General features: G+C 59.5%; 15 protein-coding genes. All 15 read left to right on the forward strand.

Annotation, left to right across the window (positions count from 1 at the left end):
• The first annotated feature begins 574 nt into the window (after positions 1-574).
• The 15 genes from B5F76_RS10205 (at position 575) to B5F76_RS14915 (ending at position 18,695) form a co-directional block, all read left to right on the forward strand.
• Positions 575-1,156, forward strand: a complete 582-nt coding sequence (locus B5F76_RS10205) for a type VI secretion lipoprotein TssJ (protein ID WP_162608797.1) — start codon at positions 575-577, stop codon at positions 1,154-1,156.
• Position 1,157: 1 nt separating this feature from the next.
• The gene (gene tssK, locus B5F76_RS10210) at positions 1,158-2,558 is read left to right on the forward strand and encodes a type VI secretion system baseplate subunit TssK (RefSeq protein WP_087354139.1); all 1,401 of its coding nucleotides are present in this window, start codon (positions 1,158-1,160) and stop codon (positions 2,556-2,558) included.
• A 15-nt stretch (positions 2,559-2,573) separates the two neighbouring features.
• The gene (locus tag B5F76_RS10215; RefSeq protein ID WP_162608798.1) at positions 2,574-3,380 is read left to right on the forward strand and encodes a DotU family type IV/VI secretion system protein; all 807 of its coding nucleotides are present in this window, start codon (positions 2,574-2,576) and stop codon (positions 3,378-3,380) included.
• Positions 3,381-3,401: 21 nt separating this feature from the next.
• A complete protein-coding gene (locus tag B5F76_RS10220; RefSeq protein ID WP_087354145.1) occupies positions 3,402-6,830 on the forward strand; it encodes a type VI secretion protein IcmF/TssM N-terminal domain-containing protein in 3,429 nt (1,142 codons plus the stop codon).
• Between the two features lies 1 nt (position 6,831).
• A complete protein-coding gene (locus B5F76_RS10225; RefSeq protein ID WP_087354148.1) occupies positions 6,832-7,524 on the forward strand; it encodes a type VI secretion system ImpA family N-terminal domain-containing protein in 693 nt (230 codons plus the stop codon).
• Positions 7,521-9,254: a type VI secretion system domain-containing protein gene (locus B5F76_RS10230; RefSeq protein ID WP_087354151.1), complete on the forward strand. Its 1,734-nt coding sequence runs from the start codon at positions 7,521-7,523 to the stop codon at positions 9,252-9,254. Before B5F76_RS10225 ends, B5F76_RS10230 begins: the two co-directional genes overlap by 4 nt.
• Before the next feature lie 70 nt (positions 9,255-9,324).
• Positions 9,325-9,816, forward strand: a complete 492-nt coding sequence (gene tssB / locus B5F76_RS10235) for a type VI secretion system contractile sheath small subunit (protein ID WP_087354154.1) — start codon at positions 9,325-9,327, stop codon at positions 9,814-9,816.
• Between the two features lie 3 nt (positions 9,817-9,819).
• The gene (gene tssC / locus B5F76_RS10240; RefSeq protein ID WP_087354157.1) at positions 9,820-11,307 is read left to right on the forward strand and encodes a type VI secretion system contractile sheath large subunit; all 1,488 of its coding nucleotides are present in this window, start codon (positions 9,820-9,822) and stop codon (positions 11,305-11,307) included.
• A gap of 367 nt (positions 11,308-11,674) precedes the next feature.
• Entirely contained in the window at positions 11,675-12,154 is a 480-nt protein-coding gene (locus tag B5F76_RS10245) for an Hcp family type VI secretion system effector (RefSeq protein ID WP_087354160.1), read from the forward strand.
• 93 nt (positions 12,155-12,247) lie between these two features.
• Positions 12,248-12,676, forward strand: a complete 429-nt coding sequence (tssE, locus tag B5F76_RS10250; RefSeq protein WP_087354163.1) for a type VI secretion system baseplate subunit TssE — start codon at positions 12,248-12,250, stop codon at positions 12,674-12,676.
• A gap of 4 nt (positions 12,677-12,680) precedes the next feature.
• Positions 12,681-14,420 carry a type VI secretion system baseplate subunit TssF gene (gene tssF, locus B5F76_RS10255; protein WP_162608799.1) on the forward strand — a complete coding sequence of 580 codons (1,740 nt, stop codon included), beginning with the start codon at positions 12,681-12,683 and terminating at the stop codon, positions 14,418-14,420.
• Entirely contained in the window at positions 14,384-15,508 is a 1,125-nt protein-coding gene (gene tssG, locus B5F76_RS10260; RefSeq protein WP_087354169.1) for a type VI secretion system baseplate subunit TssG, read from the forward strand. Before tssF ends, tssG begins: the two co-directional genes overlap by 37 nt.
• Before the next feature lie 60 nt (positions 15,509-15,568).
• Entirely contained in the window at positions 15,569-17,146 is a 1,578-nt protein-coding gene (locus B5F76_RS10265) for a methyltransferase regulatory domain-containing protein (RefSeq protein ID WP_087354174.1), read from the forward strand.
• Positions 17,143-18,021 (forward strand): vWA domain-containing protein, encoded by an 879-nt coding sequence (locus B5F76_RS10270; RefSeq protein WP_087354178.1) that lies wholly within the window; start codon positions 17,143-17,145, stop codon positions 18,019-18,021. The genes B5F76_RS10265 and B5F76_RS10270 overlap by 4 nt, the downstream gene beginning before the upstream one ends.
• Complete coding sequence (locus B5F76_RS14915; protein ID WP_162608800.1) at positions 18,018-18,695, forward strand: hypothetical protein; 678 nt, start codon at positions 18,018-18,020, stop codon at positions 18,693-18,695. Before B5F76_RS10270 ends, B5F76_RS14915 begins: the two co-directional genes overlap by 4 nt.
• The last annotated feature ends 44 nt before the right edge of the window (positions 18,696-18,739 follow it).

Consider the following 18,739-nt stretch of genomic DNA (forward strand, 5'->3'; position numbering starts at 1 on the left):
ACAGCCTGTGGAGAGGCTCCTTGCCTCGTTGAAGCGGAACCCGCCCAGGGATCAAGCTAGCTTGTTTCCGCTGGGAATCCTCCGCCTTTAGGCGGGGGAGGATGTCAATATGAGATGCGGGTGTTCATAACGGATGGTTTTTGGCGTTCTCCCCCGCCTGAAGGCGAGGGAGAACGCCAAAAATTTGTAACGTGGCTGCAGGAATGTCGGCGATTCTCCATCTTTTGTCATAAAAGAGTTCAGACCTGTCTCGTGCTCCGAGGATAGGAGCCAGGCACAAAAAAACAGGGCGATTCAACATGGTTGGCCGCATCGCACAGACAGATGACGGAGTTTTTTCCTGCAAGATGCAGGGGCGCCGATGCAATCGGACAGTGTCAGCCGGGGTGACGCAACCATTGGATCATACGCTGTTTGCCGCAAATTGCGCAGGGAAGGAATACACTTTTTTTGCATGGACGCACTATTGACGTAAATGCGTAACGCTCTCCCCCTAGCTTTCTAACCTGCCCAATATGGCTTGTCGGATAAGCACATGGGATTTTTTCAACCTGGCAACGGAGGAGAGCCTCCAATGGACAAAGCTCTTGCCTGTCTCGGCCTGTTTCTTTCGATATTAATCTGTTCCTGCGCGTCCAAGCCTGTGGATCCCAAGGATCTCCCTGCGGAGAGCCAGAATGATGTTGCTGCCACGCGCTGGAGCTATGCCGAGAACGGTCTGGTCATGGAACTGGCATCAACGGACACGCTCAATCTCTTCGAGGGGGCTCCGCATACACTTCTTTTGTGCGTGTACGAGCTCTCGGGCAGAGAAGGCTTCGAGGCTCTGGCCCAGACCAGATCCGGCATCGACAAGCTGCTCGAATGCACAAATTTCGATCCATCGGTGGTCATGTCCCGACGTCGCATTGCCCATCCCGGAGCAACAGAAAGTGTAGTCATGGACCGCCACGAAAATGCGCGCTATCTGGGTATAGTCGGAGGCTTCTACAATCTGACGCCCGCACGTGCGACCATGCTCAAGGCAATACCGCTTGTGGAGGAGCACGACGGGGCCCTGTGGTGGAGCAAGCGCAGCTTCCAGCCAGCTGTTCTGAACATGCGCCTTGAACTGGGAGCGGACGGCTTCAGGCCGCTGCCGGCACAGGAAAAGTAGTATGGAAGATCTTCGTCCCATTTTCTGGTTCCAGGGACTCTTTTTGCAGCCGCAGCACTTTCAGGTCTGGCAGCGTCAGAATGAAGTTCGTCTGGGTGAGACGCTCGCTGCCTCAAGGCCCCATGCCTGGGGCATCCTGCAGCTGGAGATCAACACGGATGCCTTGCTGTCATCACAGCTTGTCCTTGCACGCTGCAAGGCAATCCTTCCGGACGGCACCCGCATCGACTATCCGGACTGTGCGGAATGCGCACCGAGACTGATAGACAGAAACGCCCTAAGCGCCGAACAGCCTACTTCCGTCTACGTGGGAGTTCGACTGTGGGACGAGCATGGCGGCAATGTCACCATTGTGCCGGAAAACGCGCCCTGTGATTCCGTGCAGACGCGCTACATGGCACATCAGGATCCCGAACCCCAGGTCGATCTGCTGATGCCGCGGGCGCCCATGGGCAACGTGCACCGCATGCGTCCTGTCATGAAGATTTTTCTCGAACAGGATGCAGTCCAGATGTCCGGGTACACGACACTGGAAATTGCCCGTCTCGTGCGCAAGGGCGAGCAGCTCCATCTCGTGGAAACCTTTGTGCCCCCGCTCGTGCGCCTTGGGGCAGGCTCTGCAATCTGCGGTCTTGTGCGCGACATCCGCGACATTGTCATCTTTCGTGCCACCCAGCTGCAGGAATACAAGCTGCACGGCGAGCAGCGGACCAAGGATTTCGATCCGGCCTACATCATTTTTCTGCTCGCCCTGCAGACCATCAACAGATACGTCCAGATCCTCATGCACCTTGCCGAGACGGATGATGTGTCGCCCTGGGAGGCATACGGCGTTCTGCGCCAGTTCATAGGCGAACTTTCCGTCTTTTCCAGGGATCTTGCCCCGACAGGGGAAACAGCTGACGGACGCAGGGTTCTTCTGCCCTACAACCACCGCGATCTCTACCCCTGCTTTCTCAATGCCAGGGACCTCATACAGCAGCTCATAGCCAAGCTCGGTACAAGCATAGAGTTCCTTGTGCGTCTCGAGCCCAGGGATCTGCTGCTTCATGCCGAGCTGCCAGAGAGGATCTTCAGACCCTGCAACCAGTACTGGCTCATCGTGCAGGCGGATCCGGAAGAAGACGGAGAGAAGCTTGTGGAGGAAGTGCTGCGTTCGGCCAAGCTGTGCGCTCCCTTCAAGATGTCGGACATTCTGGTGCGCGCCATTCCGGGCATAGGTCTGACCCATCACCACATGCCGCCGTCCGGACTGCCGAAGAGGGCCGGCAGCTACTACTTTCTTGTGGACAGGCAGAGTCCCTACTGGCTCGAGGTCGAGGAAAGCCGCGAGATCTGCCTTTTCTGGGAATCCAGGCCGGAAAACGTGGACGTTTTTCTGGCAGTCGTACGTTCCGACTAGATGGGGGAAACATCCATGCCAAGACAGCCAGGCAGCCGCCTTGTCGACGCCTTTACGGAGCTTGTGGCCTTCACTGTCAGCACCATGCGTTCACCCGGCGATGCGCCGGATTTCGAAACCATGCGCGACAGCGTTGAGCAGCTGCTTGTGCAGGCCGAAAACCTTGCCAAGCGGCAGCGCTTTTCTGCAGTAGACTTCGACCAGGCCAGATTTGCCGTGTGCGCCTTTGTGGACGAGACCATACTCGCCACTTCCTGGGATGGACGCAAGCGCTGGCTGCAGGCTCCCCTGCAAAAGATTTACTACAACACCATCAATGCCGGCGAGGAATTCTTTGTCCGTCTCCAGCATCTGAATCGCGCGACCATCGGAACGGACGATAAGGACATCCTGCTGCTGTCCGATCCCCTGCCGGAAAATGCTCCCAGGGATCACGAGGGCATCATGACCAACGACAGGCCCGCAGTGCTCGAAGTGTACGCCCTGTGCCTGCAGCTCGGCTTTCGGGGGCGCTACTTCAACGATCGTCAGCGCGTGCGTCTCAACGCCCTGCGCCAGCAGGCCATACGCAATGCCCTGCCGAATGCGAAATGGCTCTCGCCGGAGGTCGATTGCGACATGGTCGGCAAGGCTCCCCTGGCTCCGGAAGCCTATGCCGTGCACACGCCCACACAACCGCGCAAGTTGCCCTGGGCGCGTTCGCATCTTGTCACCCTGGCTCTGTTTGCAGTGCCTGTGCTGACTGTCGGCGTGCTCTACCTCTCCTACAACATTATTCTTGACATGTCTCTTGACCGTTTTGTGAATACCGTCTTTATGTAGTTTTCCGCAACGAGGATTCTGATGTTCCGCTCCAAGCTGTTTCGGTTCCTGCTCATCCTCCTGTTATTGCTGCTCCTGGCTGTCGGTCTCTACTACCTTGGTCTGTGGCTGCACTGGCCCCTGTGGTTTGTTGCGTCTGTCTATGGAGGTATTGTCGGCCTGTGCGTGCTGGCAGCGCTCCTGCACAGATGGTATTTCCGGCACAGGGAGCGCCGCTTTGTAGAGCGTGTGGTGCGGCAGGATCTCTCGCGTCTGCCCCAGGAAGAGGAAGAGCAGCAAAACTACAAGGACATGGAGAAGCGCTTTCTTGCTGCGGTGGATGTTCTGAAAACATCCGAAATGAGCAAAAAGGGCAATCCTCTCTACGTGCTGCCCTGGTGCATGGTGCTTGGCGAAAGCAATTCCGGCAAGACAATGGCCCTGCGCCGTGCCAACCTTCTGGCCATACAGACGCAGTTCAACTCCATAGGCAGTCCCACATCGAGCTGCGACTGGTGGTTTTCCAACTCCGAAGTGATCCTCGACATGGCAGGGCGCTTCTCGGAGGCGGACTGCGGCGAGGATACATCCGTGCGCCGCGAATGGGAGACCTTTCTGACACTGCTGGCCAAGCATCGCCAGCGTGAGCCGCTCAATGCCCTGGTGGTGGCAGTATCGGCGGAACGACTTGGTGGTGACGCGGAGCAACTCGACGACTATGCGCGGCTGCTGCGCAGACGCATCAACGAACTCATGCGTGTGGTCGGCGCAAGATTTCCCATCTACGTGCTTGTGACCAAGATGGATCTTGTGCCGGGCTTCAATGCCTTCACGGATCAGATCGACATGTCCGCGCGAGGGCAGGTCATGGGGTCGCTCAACTGCGAAGAGCTGCCCGGCGACAGATTTGCCCACGACTGTCTGGATCATTTTGTCGGGATCATGAACGATTTCCGCATCATGGCAGCCAACGCCAAGCCGGATTTCGATCTTTCCCTTCTGTCCCTGCCCGGACATCTTGCCAGATTCCAGGGGCCGCTACAGCGATTCTCCTCCATTCTCTTCAGCGCCAATCCCTATCTGGAAACGCCCTTCTTCAGGGGACTGTTCTTTTCCAGCGCCAAGGCCAACGACGAGAAGTTTGCCAACAACCCCATGGCCACAAACAGGGGCGCCTTCCTGCACGATATCTTCTCCAAGATCATCCCCCGTGACAGATACCTCTTCACACCTGTCAGGGAAATGCTGCACTGGCGTACAGTTTCCGGTCTGCTTGGCTGGGGCGCCTGGATGCTGGTCTGCCTTGGGGTTTCCTGCCTTCTCACCCTCTCCTTTGTGGAAAACAGAAAGGCCCTGAACATTCTCTCCGACCAGTTTGCGCCCTTTGCCGCAGTAGCGAAGGCGACCTCGGGTTCGGTGGAAAACCGCCTGCTTCCCCTGGATCAGATTTCCAGGGGCATCCTGAACATGGAAATGGTAAACAGGAACTGGCGCATTCCCCGTCTTGGACTGACCCAGAGCATAGAGGGCGAACAGCGCATCAAGGAGTACTACGGGCATCTGTTTGCAGGTACGGTGCAGCACCCCTCGGACCTGACCCTGCTGCGCAACATCAACGCGGTCAATGCCTCTACTCCCGAGGCAGTCATACCCATCTACATCGAGCATCTCGTCTGGCGCATGAATGTCCTGCAAAAGGGTATAGACGGTGCCTCGCTCGAGGACATGGAGCGGGTTCCCGCACCCATGCGGCCTGCGCTCTTCCGCCAGGGCCTCGGTCTGCCAGCCAAGAGTGGCCCGGTATACACAAGCCTCTACCTGCGCAATCTTGCCTGGAACTCGGGCAGCCAGAACTTCGAGGAACAGCTGCGAACCTGGCAAAACGCCCTTGCCGACCTTGTGAGCTTCCGTGGCGGCAGGCTGGACTGGCTTGTGGGCTGGGCCAACGAACATCCCCTGCTACGGCCGGTCACCATGAGCGAGTTCTGGGGCAACAGCCAGTTCATCCTGCGCAAGGACACCCTTGTGCCGGCTGCCTACACGGTGCGCGGGCGAGAGGCCATTGCGGACTTCCTCGACAAGATACGCGATTCCTCCAGGGACAAGGAGAGCTTTCGCATGGCCGAGAAGGCCTTCTGGGAGAGCTACGCGGACCAGTACTTCGCAAGCTGGTACAATTTTGCCCTGTCTGCGCCCACAGGCCAGGAAATCGTGGCACCAACAGAGGAAATGCGCCTGGTTTCCGGGCAGATGTCCGGCTACGCCAATCCCTATTTTGCCCTGCTCGAGCGCATGAACGAAGAGCTGCGTCCAATGGCGCTCGTCACGGACACGCCACCCTGGTACGGCACTGTACAGACCTTCAACATGGTCCTGCGTGAAATACGCCTCAAGAAAACGCCCGCATCCATCGGAAAGGTCCTCTCAGACACGTCCCACACAGTGGACAAGCTTTCGGCAAGCATGGATCCGGCACAGCGCGAGCAGGCCATGCAACTGGCCCAGGTCACACGCCAGCTCGAGGAGTATCAGAAGGCAGTCAATGCACTCCTTCCGGCCATATCCTCACCGGCCACATCCTTTCAGTTTGTGTCCAAGGTCCTGCGCGGTCCGGACGTGGCCTCGGGCGTGAGCTTCCAGATTCACAATGCCAAGCGTTCGCTCGATGCCTTTGTGCGCACAGTCTGCGGTACCAGAGGTACACCCGAAATCCTGCAGCGCCTGGTCGGCGGTCCCTACCTGTTCTTCCATTCCCTGCTTTTGCGCCAGTCCCTGGAGGAACTGCAGCGCATCTGGGTGGCGGACGTGTACACAGTGGCAGAGGAAACGCCTGTGGAAAAGCAGTACCACGCCCTGTGCGATGCCGCAGACGGGGCCATTCCGGCCTTCCTGAAGGGATCCGGACAACCCTTTGTGATCAAGCGCGGCAAACGCTACACGGCGGCCTCCTTTCTTGGCACGGATTTGCCCCTGGCATCGACCTTCCTGGGCAGTCTGACATGTCCGGCAAGGCAGCCGCTTGCCACAGGAAGGCAGCATCGCGTGCGCCTTTTGGCCGAACCCACCACAGTCAATCGCGAGGCCAGGGACATCCCCTTCCTGACCACTGTCTCGCTCATGTGCCAGGACAGGCCGGTCCAGACCCTGGAAAACTACAACAACCGTGTCTCTCGCAACTTTACCTGGAGTTTCGACGAGTGCAACGAGGCCCGTCTGGACATCCATCTGCGCACTGTGACGCTGCGCAAGGAATTTCACGGCCCAGGGGCCTTCCCGGAACTCTTGCGCATGTTTCGTTCGGGCAGGGTGACCTTCAGGGCGGACGACTTCCCTGCCTATGAGGAAGAGCTGCGCGATCTCGGCATAACCAGTCTGTCCACAGGCATGAAGATGTCCGGCGCAAGACCTGTCATCAACTTCATCGAGGTGAAGAAAATGACGCTTCCCCAGCGGATAACCAGCGGGAACTGATATGGACGCACCCTCTTCGTTCACGGATGCCGGAAGAGTCCCGGTCTTCGGCTGCGAAAATCCGGCAGGCAGAGATCCCTCGTCCGGACTGGAATACCTCTATCTGCAGGACCAGATCCGCCGCAGGGGCAAGGGACTTGCCCCGCAATGGGATCACGTTGCCATAGTCTGCAGGGAAATTCTCTGCTCCCAGGGCAAGCACCTGTACGCCGGAGTCTATCTCGCCATAGCGCTCATGCGTATCTTCGGCCTCGAGGGGCTGTGCTGCGCAAGCACGATGCTGCGCGAGCTGACCTGCCTGTACTGGGAGAGCATGTATCCTGTCCCAGAGCGCGAGCGAGCGCGTTTCAATGCCTACAGCCTGTGGGAGGACGAGACACGACTCTTTGTGGCAACCTGCACGCTGGACAGGGCCCCGGAAAGCGGCATGGGCGCAAGGCTTGAGGACGATGCCCTGACCCTGCAGGCTTTTCTCGGCACGCATCTGGACGCTCCCGGGCTTTTTGCCGACCTTGTGGCCTTTGCCCGCAGGCTGCAGATTCCCGTCATGCCCGGGCTGCCCAGCGAGAGCCAGGACACGATCCAGCCTGCCCAGCCGCTTGTGCCCCTGCCACCACGACCGTCCAGCCCAATCCTGCGCATGGCAGGGCTTTTGGGATCCTTTTTCGGTTTCGGGGGGAAGAACAGGCGATGAATCTTTCCGATGCAGGGCGTGCAGCCATAGAACACCCGATCCATCCGGAAGACAGCCACGAGTTTCAGGAGCTCATGGACTGCGCAAGCCATCTCGGCAAGGTGTCCGCCTCTGGCAGGGGCACAAACTGGGAGAACATGGCCACACTTGCGGACACGGTGCTGCGTACCTGCTGCAAGCACTTGCAGGCAGCTGTCTATCTGGCAGTGGCGCTCATGCGCACGCAGGGCCTTGCAGGTCTGGTAGAGGGTACAGGGATAGTACGCGACATGGTGTGCCTGCAGTGGGAGAGCATGCAGCCGCCTGTGCAGCGCATGCGGGGCAGGGTCAACGCTCTTGTCTGGTGGCATGAGCAGGCAGGAGACTTTGTGCGCCAGTACGTGGACGAAACGCCCCATGCGGACCTTGCCAAACTTTTCGGGAACATGGTGCGCGATCTGCAGGAAGCCCTGGATGAACGTCTGGGTGAGCGGGCTCCAATTTTGCGCGATCTGCAGCGCTTTGCGGAACAGTTGCGCGGAGCCGAGGAGAGAAATGCGCCGCCCCTGCCGGTCCTGCAAAAATACCTTGAGGAACAGGAGGCGCAGAATGCCCTTGCCGGGAAAGAAGGGGAAGACAGGAAACAGCAGGACAACAAGCCTGCGGCCTTGGCCGCACCCCTCACCCGGGTCCCTCCGGACACTCCGCAGACCTCTTGGGCCCAGACCCGGACAGGGACCCTGGGCTCTTTGCCTGCGCCAGGAACAGTGCGGGCGCAAAGAGGGCAGGGTGAGCAGGATGAGCAGGATGCGGACGGGAACGTTTCCGCAACGGTTCTTCTGGACAGGGCCCTGGAGCAGCTGGCCCTTGCCGCAGAACGCTTTGCAGGCGAGGGCACATGGCATCCGCTGCGCTGCGCTGCCCTGTGCCAGAGCCTCTGGCTTGCCATTGCCAGGGCACCGCAGGCAGACGAGGAGGGAATAACCAACATGCCAGCCCCGGAAATTGCGCAGCGCGAGGGCATCCACCAGCTGCAGGAATCCCCGCGTGCGGATGCAGCTGCAGCGCTCAGGGCCGAAAGGGCTCTGCGCGAAAACCGTTTCTGGCTTGACGCAGCCCATGCCCTGGTCCGTGTGCTCGAGGCCATGGGAGAAACGCAGAGTGCGCAGCGCATGGCAGGGGAAACGGAACATCTTGTGCGTCTGTACCCGACACTCCTGTCAGCACGCTTCGCCGATGGCTCCCCCATGGCCGGAGAGCTTTCCTCAGCCTGGCTTCGACAGCGCCTGGGCGTTTCCCCAAAGCCAGCGCCCGAGCCTGTGTCGGAAAGAACGCATGCAGTGTCCGACAGCCGGGACGATCTGCCTGCGCACCTTGCAGCAGAAAAAAAAACGGCAGGCCCTGCCGCAGGATCCGAACAGCTTCCAGAAGGCACGACGGGTGTCCCGGAGGGCACAGATGCGCACGAAAGGCTCGCAGGCCAGGGGAGGGCGGATTTCTGTCTTATGCTCGACGCAGCCCGCAGGGCTGCACAGAAGGGAAGAAAGGACATTTTTGCAGTCGTGGCCGGGCAGCTGCGCTCCAGCCTGCTTGGCCACGATCTTGACACATGGGAATCCTCCCTTGCCTGGGAAGCCTGGGAGATCCTCGCACGTGGCGGTGCGGGCGACATGCGCAGCGAGGCCCTCGGACACATGATCCGCCTGCGTCCTGCAAAAGCGCTCTCCCTTGTGGAACAATCCATGTCGTAAGTCACATCCAGCGCATGTCTAAAGGCGCCGATGTCTTTCTTGCAACCTCTAACCCTTATGAGAAGTATCAATGTCAAAGGAAACTTCCATTGCTCCCAAGGAACGCATCAATATTGTCTACCGTCCTGCCATAGGCGACGTGCAGGAGGATGTTGAGCTTCCTCTCAAGACACTTGTCATCGGCGATTTCACGTTGCGCGCGGACAGCGTTCCGGTGGAAGAGCGCAAGCCCATCAATGTGGCCAAGGACAATTTCGACGAAGTCATGCAGGGACAGGGCATCACGCTTGAGATGATGGTTCCCAACAGGCTGCAGGACTCTCCGGACAGCGGTGAGCTGGCAGTCAGCCTGAAGTTCGAGAACATGAACGACTTCAGTCCGGACGTCATTGTGGACAGCGTCCCGGAGCTCAGGCAGCTCATGGAGCTGCGCGCGGCTCTCAAGGCCCTGAAGAGCCCTCTGAGCAACATTCCGGAGTTCAGGAAGAAGCTGCAGAGGATAGTGCAGGACGAGGCATTGCGTGCGCGTTTGCTGGCCGATCTCGGCCTTGACGAGGAGTAGAAGATGGCTACGGAACAACTGCTGATGCTGAGCGACGAACAGGGAGCAGCACACAGCGAGACACTGGATCTCATAGACGAAATCATGGAGGCCACAAGGCTGAAGCCTTCGGATGAGGGCTTCTCCTCCACGCGTTACGGGGTGCAGGCCTTTATCGGGGAACTGTTGCGTCCGGAACGGGAAAAGGCAAAGGTGTCCGGCGTCCTGGTCGACGACATGATTGCCGAGATCGACAGGAAGCTCAGCGCCCAGGTCAACGCCATCATGCACAACGAGAAGTTCAGGAGGCTCGAGTCCGCCTGGCGTTCCCTCAAGTATCTGGTAGACCACACGGACTTTCGGGAAAACAACCGCATCGAGCTTTTGAGCGTCAGCAAGGACGAGCTCAGCTACGACTTCGAGGATTCTCCGGAACTCGTCAAGTCCGGCCTCTACAAGCAGGTCTACACAGCCGAATACGGCCAGTTTGGCGGCAAACCCTACGGTGCCATCATCGCCAACTACGAATTCGATCACTCTTCCGCAGACGTGGCCCTGCTCAGGGATCTTGCCGGCGTGGCAGCCATGTCCCACGCTCCGGTCATTGCCGGTGTGGCGCCCTCCATGTTCGGCCTGGAAAACTGGGGCGGTCTTGCAAACCTGCGAGATCTCCAGTCTATCTTCGAAGGCATGCAGTACACAAAGTGGCAGGCCTTTCGCGAGTCCGAGGACTCCCGCTATGTCGGCCTTGTGCTGCCCCGCTTCCTTCTGCGCAGCCCCTATGGCAGCGACAGCTGCAGGGCCCGCACCTTCAACTTCAGGGAAGCGACCATGGAGGACAACGATTTCTGCTGGGGCAGCGCGGCCTTTGCCTTTGCCTCGCGCCTGACCGAAAGCTTTGCCAGGTACCGCTGGTGCGCAAACATCATTGGTCCCCAGGGCGGCGGCACAGTGGAGGATCTGCCTCTGTACACCTACGAGGCCATGGGCGAGGTACAGAACAAGATTCCTACCCAGGTGCTCATTTCCGAACGCCGCGAATTCGAGCTGGCAGAACAGGGTTTCATTGCCCTGACCATGCGCAAGGGCAGCGACAATGCAGCCTTCTTCTCGGCCAATTCCTGCCAGAAGCCGAAGACCTTTGGCCTGTCCAAAGAGGGCAGGGAAGCGGAACTCAACTACCGTCTTTCCACCCAGCTGCCCTACATGTTCATCATGAACCGCCTTGCACACTACATCAAGGTCATACAGCGCGAGCACATCGGTACCTGGAAGGAGCGCCAGACCCTGGAGAGCGAGCTGAACAGGTGGCTGAGCCAGTACGTGACGGAAATGGACTCTCCGGCTCCGGAAGTGCGCAGCCGTCGTCCCCTGCGCTACGCACAGATCGAGGTGCACGACGTGGCAGGCGAACCGGGCTTCTACAGCGTGACCCTGAAGGCCCGTCCGCACTTCAAGTACATGGGCGCTGCCTTCACCCTGTCCCTGGTCGGCAAGCTCGACAAGGCCTAGCCGGCACTGCAGGCAGTACGCCGTGGCATCTCCCCGGATTCGATCCAGACATCTGCTTGCAATATTCATATAATGTCACATAAATCATGGCTTTTTGTCATGTATACCCCAAAAAATTTCTCTATATTTTCCCTGTAATCTCTCTTTGGTCGCCAGTGTATGTCATGGTATATGCCTGTCATTACATAAAACTGTAAATATTACATGATATTTATTAGATAAGCAGTACAGTGCAAGTAGCATATGAATGCATCATTTATAACAGATACAATATATTTAACAAAACAAGGCATTGTCGTGACTTGACATACAGGTGACAGAAGAGAGTGTTGTTCGTCGCGTATCTACTTTTTTATGGAGATTCATCATGGCTCTTACTAGCTACATGAAGGTAACTGGCAAAACTCAGGGTGTCATCAAGGGAGATTGCAATCAGGCCGGCGACAAGAAGGATTCCATCCTGGTGTACAGCATGAACCATCGGGTAGAAATCCCCAAGGATACTCACACCGGTCTCCCCACAGGGCAGCGCATTCACCATCCCTTTGTCATTGTGAAGCACAAGGACAAGGCTTCTCCCCGTCTGTTCCAGTGCACCTGCAGGGGCGAGCAGTGCACGGTTGACATCGAATTCTACCGCATCAAGCCCACAGGCGAGGAAGAAAAGTATTTCACAGTCAAGCTTGAGGACGCCATCATCGTGTCCATGAACGAGTACACCCCCACCACCTTCCTGCCCGAGAACAAGCCCTACCACGACATGGAAGAGGTGTGCTTCACCTATTCCAAGATCACCTGGAACTACACGGACGGCAACGTAGAATTCACTGATTCCTGGAACGCCTAGTCCGCATTCCCTTCGCACATCCGCAACTTGTTCCTGCGGGTCCGTCGGCTACGGCCGGCGGGCCCCTTTCCCCGTATTTCGTGGAGAGCCGCCATGTCAGAAATGCGCTTTTTCGAACGTCTTCGGGCCCTGGAGGCCGATCCCGGCAGGAGAGGCAGACAGAATTCGGATGCAGTGCTCAATTCCATCATCTGGAATCTCGGCAAGATTCTCAACACCCGCAAGGGAACTGTCCTGCTCGACCCGGACTTCGGATTGCCGGACTACACCAACTTTGGCGCAAGCTTCAGCGAAGAGACCATAGGAGTGCTGCGCCGCTCCATGGAAAAGCTCGTGCGCCGCTACGAACCCCGTATACAGCAGCTGCGCATACAGCCGCATCAGGTGTTGCCGGACGAGCTGGAGCTTGCTTTCGACATTGTGGGCGTGGTGTCCATGGAGGACGGTGCGCTGCCCGTGAACATGAAGACGTACATTCTCTGCAATGGCGAGGTGCGCATCGCCAGACAGGAAATGTCCTAACCCTATGAAACCGGAACGTTTTCAGCGCGAACTCGAGCATCTGCGGGACATTTCCAGGGAATTCGGCAGGCGTCATCCTGCCATTGCCCCCCTGCTGCTCACGGAAAGTGCGGACCCGGATGTCGAGCGCATTCTAGAGGGAACGGCCTTTCTTGCTGCCATGGTCGCCGAGAAGATCGACGATCAGCTGCCGGAAATCATCCATACTCTGACGCAGATCCTCTTTCCCCACTATCTCAAGCCCCTGCCGAGCGTGACAGCCATGCGCCTTGCGCCGAGACCTGGTCTCATGGAGCCCCTTGTGATCCCAAAGGGCACGCGCTTTGCCTCGGTTCCCGTAGGGGACATTTCCTGTGTCTTTTCCACAACGTCCGACATGTCGCTCCTGCCCCTGACCCTGGCCGACTGCAGCTGGCGCGAGGACAGGGAAACAGTCCTGCGCCTGCGCTTCGCGACCCAGGGCGTGCCCATGAACTCCTGGGACACGGACAGGATACGGCTGTTTCTGTCCGGAGAATACGCTCCTGCCTGCGAACGCTACCGCATGCTGACAGGACACGTGCAGCAGGTTGTCCTCACAGAGCACGGCTCGCAACGCAGCCTGCGCCTGCCCGGAAACGCCATCTGCCCTGCAGGCTTTGGCGACGACGAGGCCATACTGCCCTATTCGCGCAGATCCTTTGCGGGCTTTCGTCTGCTGCAGGAATTCTTTGTCTTTCCCGAAAAGTACCTCTTCCTCGATGTCGCAGGCCTCGCCCCCTTCCTGTCCGGTGCCTCGGGCAAGGGCTTCGACATGGACATCTACGTGGACAGGGCCTCCTTCCGGGACACTGTGCCCTTCCGCAGGGAACACGTTTCCCTGCACGTGGTGCCGGCCATCAACCTCTTTGCCCACGGCGCTGAGCCCGTACACGTCGACTTCACCCAGCCGGAGTACAGAATCGTGCCTGCGGACAATGCCGGCCATGCCTACGAAATACACTCCATTGTCGGGGTGACCGGCCTTGCGCAGGGCGGCAGCGCAGAACGCAGCTACCGTCCCTTCGAGATCTTTGCCAATCTCGATGACACGACACCAGGCTACACACAGATTTTCCGCTCCGATGCCGCAGGCGGCAGGCTCGACTGGTACATCTCCTTTGCCCGCCCTGGCGAAAAGAATTTCGAGAAGGCCTTCAGGCCGGAAACCCTGTCCGTGGATCTGCTCTGCACCAACGGGACAGTGCCCGAATCCCTGAAGGCAGGGGATGTGCGTCTTGCCACAGCCAACTCGCCTGTGCTGGCGGATTTCGAGAACATTACCGTGCCAACACCCTATTATCGTCCCCAGGTCGACGGCAACGCGCTCTGGCACCTTGTCTCGCACATGTACGTAAACTACTTTACCCTTGGGGATCGGCGCAGCCTGCAGGCTCTTCTGGGTCTCTATGTTCGCAACACCATGCGCGATCAGGGTGGCTACAGGGCCAGGCTCAAGCGCATAGAGTCCATAGAGGATCTGAGCATGCGCAACGAGAACAGGCTTGTCCACGGCGTCATGATGCGGGGCAGCGCCATCAGCCTGCGCGTGGATCCCGCAGGCTTTCCCTGCAAGGGGGACATGCTCCTGTTCGGATCCGTACTTGACCGCTTCTTTGCCTCCTATTCCGGGATCAACAGCTACACCCGCCTCTGCATGGAAGAACGGGACAGCAGGGAAACACTGACATGGCCTCCACGTCTGGGCAGCCGCTCTCTCCTGTAATCGCGGAGCTTGTCCGCGCCCCGCAGAAGTTTTCCTTCTTCCAGGCAGTACAGCTGCTTTCGGCCTACGCCAGAGCCAGGCACGGTCAGGATACGGAGGACTTTCTGGAAAGATCCCTGCGCGTGCGCGCAGATCTCTCCCTGGCCTTCCCGGCCTCGGATCTCGTGGGCTGCGAGGTCCTGCCGCCAGACGGACCCGTTGCCGGTGCCCCAGAGACCTTCCAGCTTGTGACTACGTTCCTCGGGCTGTACGGCACAGGATCGCCGCTGCCGACCTACTACACCGAGGACCTTTTTGAAGAGGCAGGCGAGGACGGCAGCGTTGTCAGAGACTTTCTCGACATTGTCGGCAATCCCTTTTTCAGCCTGCTCTACCGCGGCTGGACCAAGTACCGCCTCATGCTCAAGGTTGAGGTAGAGCGCGATGACGTCTACCTGGAGGAGCTCTACAGCTTTCTCGGTCTTGGGCACCCCCTGCTGCGCGAGGGGCTCAGTGTGCACAGAAAGGCCCTGCGCTATATGGGCCTGTTCAGCCAGCACCCGCGCTCGGCCTCTGGACTCGAGAGCATTGTGTCGGACTTTGCCTGCGTGCCCAGCGTGGAGGTGGAGCAGTGCGTGCGCCGCGAGGTCGAGATCCCAAGGGATCAGCGCACCTTTTTGGCCAGGCTCAACCACAGGCTTGGCGAAAACGCTGTGCTTGGCTCGACTGTTGCCGATCGCTCGGGAAAGATCGTCATTCGCCTGTGCAGGCTCGACGCTGCACGTTTTCACGCGCTGCATCCGCTCACCCGGCTCTACGAAGAGCTGAGACAACTTGTTCGGCTGTACCTGACGGATCCTCTGGAATACGAGCTGCACGCTGTCCTTAAGCAGGACGAGGTGAGAACGACCTGCCCTGGCAACAGGGACTGGGCCTGCCTTGGCTGGAACACCTGGCTCTTTTCCGGGCATGCCAGCAGGCAAGCAGTGGCCACCATTCCCATGTGGCACCTTGGCCCGGACGGCCCGCTTGCCCCAGAGGCCAGGGGCCTTGTCTTTCACAGCGCATGTACTTGTGCGGAATGGCAGAATCCTGCAGACAGCATGTGAGTGCGCGTGCAGGTCAATTCCCGGACACAATGAAAGGACTCAAAGCACAAGGAGAAGAGCGTGCAACCCCTGAACGTCTTTCCCATGACCTGGACGCCATGCCCGGACGATTTCGATCCGGCCTGGTCTCCGACCTCCATCCGCTACTGCGCGGCGCGCTTTGGCGCAGCCCTGCCGCCTCCGGGGCCGGGATACGCATACTGCGACATTGGTGCAGGCGCCGGAGCCCACGTGGCAGCACTGGCCTGTCTGTATCCCGAGGCGTCCTTCTGGGCCGTGGAGGCCAATCCCACAGCGGCCCTGCAGGCAGGAAGGCTCATGAGCGCCACGCAAAGGGCCAACATGACAGTGGCTCCCCTGGATCTCGAGCGCTTTCTCGAGGCAGCGACCCCTGCCTTCGACTGCATGGTCGTGCGGGCAGGGTACTGCACACTGTCGCAGCAGGAGCGGGAGCTTGTGGCCGAAATGGCAGCCCGCAAGCTCAAGTGCGGTGGCGCCCTGGTGCTGGCCTACGAGGCCCTTCCCATGGCAGCTCCCTTCCAGACCCTTGTAGGTGTGCTGCGCTCGTGCTGGAACGCTGTGGCAGGCAGCGAGGAGCAGCGCCTGGGCAGGGTACTGGACATTATGGAACGCCTGCTTGGAGAAGGTCGCGGGCTCTTTGCCCAGGGCCAGCCGGTAGCCGCTGCCTGCCGCATGCTGCTGGACATGGACAGGCGCATTCTGCTGCACCGCTACCTTGCACCATACTACGAGCCTGTCTGGTTTTGCGAACTTGGCGATGCCCTGGCGCGCCGGGGCCTGATCTTTCGGGGCAGCCTCGATTTGACCTCGCGCCTTGCGCAGACTGGCCTTGCGCAGGAAACCGGGCAGCTGCTTGAGGAAGTGGGTGTATTGTCCCTGCAGGAAACGCTGCGCGACTGCCTGACAGGCACGTTCTTGCGGCGCGACATCTTTGTTCGCGGCCACAATCCCCTGGCAGACGCGAACGATGTGCTGCAGCAAACCCCTTTTTCCGCGGACATGCACGAGGGCGACTATGCCGAGGTCTGCAGATCCGCACGCGGAGAGATCAGGCTCGACATGAGCGCACACAGCCGGGTACTGGACAGCATACTAAGCCAGGGAGCCTGCACTGCAGGCCAGCTGGCAGCAGAGCTTGGCATGAGCCATGAGCAGGTTGACGGCGTCTGCGCCCTGCGCCTTGCCATGGGCGATTTGGTCACAGCCCCGCAGGCTCCGGACAGGGCGGCAGTGGCTGCCTGCAACATGCACCTTGCCAGACGGGCAGTGACAGACAATGCCATGGCGACCCTGGTGTCGCCCCTGGGCGGCTGCGTCCTGCTCAACCCTGTCTGCGCGCTCTTCCTTTTGGCCATTGCAAGCGGTTGTTCGCCACTTGATCATGCCCTGCAGGCCATTGATCCGCAGCGTGCCGCAGGCAACGAAGAGGAGGCAGTGCGCCTCGAACAGATGGTGCTGCGCCAGTACGAGGAATTTGCCATGCACACTCTCCCGGAACTGCAGCGGCTGCAGATTGTGGCAGCAGAACAGGCTGACACGGGACTGGGTAGCTCCATGGCTGGTCGGGACGGCTTGAGCGATCCAGGTGAGTCGGACGACTCCGGGAACAGGTCATGAAGCTTTCCGATCTCTTGAACAGACATGCCGAGAAGGGAGACCAGGAAAGGGCAGGCAAGGAACAGGCTTGTGACACTGCGCCCTCTTTCGAGCCTGGTCCTGTCGCATCCTCGGCGTCCCACAGGGCGCCTGCCGAGCCCAGGCTCAGTGATGCTCCCGTGGCGCAGGGTGGATCCGGTGGAGTGGCGGACATTGTCTTCCTACTGGACGTGACAGGGAGCATGCAGCCCTGCATCGACGCGCTCAAGAACAATATAGCGGCCTTTCTCGGCACGCTGTCGGAAAGGGACGGGCCTGCCCCTGTGCGCGACTGGCGTGCACGCGTTGTGGGCTACCGCGACTACAACTACGACGACGCGCCGCCCCTCGAGGTCTTTCCCTTTGTGCGCAGCACAAGCCTGCTGCAAAAACAGCTTGCGGCCCTGGAGGCAAGGGGCGGGGGCGATGAAGAAGAATCCCTGCTCGATGCACTGTACAAGGTGGCAAGCTGTGCGGCAAGCAGGTCAGGCGAAGAGGATGCGCAGCTGTGGCGCAGTCGCGCGGACGCAGTACGCATTGTGGTGGTGTTCACGGATGCGCCCTACAGGCAGGTCATGAGCCTGCCGGAGGCGCGGGGCGGCACAGTGCAGGACGTGGCAAACCTGCTCATGTCCGAGCGCATCGTGCTCTCCGTGTTTGCCCCGGACATGCCCTGCTACGACATGCTGGCGCAGACGGACAAGTCCGAGTACCACCCTGTGCCCTACGATCTCGGGGATGACTATGGTCCGCAAAAGGCTCTGGCCCTCTTTACTTCAAGGCCCGAGGCCTTTCGCCAGACGCTCATGCAGCTTGCGCGAAGCATTTCCAAATCCGCGGAGACACCGGTACTATGATGGAAACACTGTCCGCTTGCGGCACCTCGCCCTGGATTGCCTCGTGCCTGTCCATTGCCGGCCTGGCAGGTGCTGCCATACTTTGCGTCATGCTTGTTGCGCTGGGCCTCAGGGGCATTGTACTGCGCATCATGCGCGAAATGAGCTTCTCCAGGCGCTTTGGCAAGCTTTTGTCTGCAGGCCTGCCCTCCCAGGCTGCGACACTGGGGCTGTACCTTGATGTCTTTCCGGACACGATCAAGGCCAGGGGCAATCTCGCAGGCCTTATGCAGCGCCAGATCCTGCGCCTGCATTTGCTCGGCACGGACGAAGCCCTTGTGAATGGCGTGCGCCATCTTGCAGCACAGCTTGCCGCGCGGGACTGCCTAGACAGGCTGACACGCAAGGATGCCCTGGCCCTGGCAGCTGCCGCAGAACAGGCAGCGCGTGAGCCGGGGAAGGCCTTTTCCCACATTGTTTCCCTTGCGTCCGTGCTTGAGCGCAGGCAGCGCAGTGTGCGGCGCCTGCGCCGTGGGACAGCGTTTTGCCTACTTTTGCTCTGCGTCCTGCTTGGCGCGTGGACCTTCCCGGGAATCTTTTCCGGGCTGCCCCTTGGGGCTGCCAGACAGCAGCCCGCATCCCTTGTCCATAAGGAACCCCTGCGCCTTGAGGTGGAGATTTGCGCCGATGAATAGCCTGTTTGCTCCCTGGTCCAGCACTCATGGGGCCAGCACCTCCG

This window comes from Desulfovibrio sp. An276 (genome assembly GCF_002159665.1).
Lineage (GTDB): Bacteria > Desulfobacterota > Desulfovibrionia > Desulfovibrionales > Desulfovibrionaceae > Desulfovibrio > Desulfovibrio faecigallinarum.

Excerpts from the sequence above, each read along its gene's own strand:
- tssE (WP_087354163.1), top strand. The coding sequence starts at position 12,248 with ATGTCAGAAATGCGCTTTTTCGAACGTCTTCGGGCCCTGGAGGCCGAT.
- B5F76_RS10230 (WP_087354151.1), top strand. The coding sequence starts at position 7,521 with ATGAATCTTTCCGATGCAGGGCGTGCAGCCATAGAACACCCGATCCAT.
- tssB (WP_087354154.1), top strand. The coding sequence starts at position 9,325 with ATGTCAAAGGAAACTTCCATTGCTCCCAAGGAACGCATCAATATTGTC.
- B5F76_RS10270 (WP_087354178.1), top strand. The coding sequence starts at position 17,143 with ATGAAGCTTTCCGATCTCTTGAACAGACATGCCGAGAAGGGAGACCAG.
- B5F76_RS10215 (WP_162608798.1), top strand. The coding sequence starts at position 2,574 with ATGCCAAGACAGCCAGGCAGCCGCCTTGTCGACGCCTTTACGGAGCTT.
- tssK (WP_087354139.1), top strand. The coding sequence starts at position 1,158 with ATGGAAGATCTTCGTCCCATTTTCTGGTTCCAGGGACTCTTTTTGCAG.
- tssF (WP_162608799.1), top strand. The coding sequence starts at position 12,681 with ATGAAACCGGAACGTTTTCAGCGCGAACTCGAGCATCTGCGGGACATT.
- B5F76_RS14915 (WP_162608800.1), top strand. The coding sequence starts at position 18,018 with ATGATGGAAACACTGTCCGCTTGCGGCACCTCGCCCTGGATTGCCTCG.
- B5F76_RS10245 (WP_087354160.1), top strand. The coding sequence starts at position 11,675 with ATGGCTCTTACTAGCTACATGAAGGTAACTGGCAAAACTCAGGGTGTC.
- B5F76_RS10220 (WP_087354145.1), top strand. The coding sequence starts at position 3,402 with ATGTTCCGCTCCAAGCTGTTTCGGTTCCTGCTCATCCTCCTGTTATTG.
- B5F76_RS10225 (WP_087354148.1), top strand. The coding sequence starts at position 6,832 with ATGGACGCACCCTCTTCGTTCACGGATGCCGGAAGAGTCCCGGTCTTC.
- tssC (WP_087354157.1), top strand. The coding sequence starts at position 9,820 with ATGGCTACGGAACAACTGCTGATGCTGAGCGACGAACAGGGAGCAGCA.
- tssG (WP_087354169.1), top strand. The coding sequence starts at position 14,384 with ATGGCCTCCACGTCTGGGCAGCCGCTCTCTCCTGTAATCGCGGAGCTT.
- B5F76_RS10205 (WP_162608797.1), top strand. The coding sequence starts at position 575 with ATGGACAAAGCTCTTGCCTGTCTCGGCCTGTTTCTTTCGATATTAATC.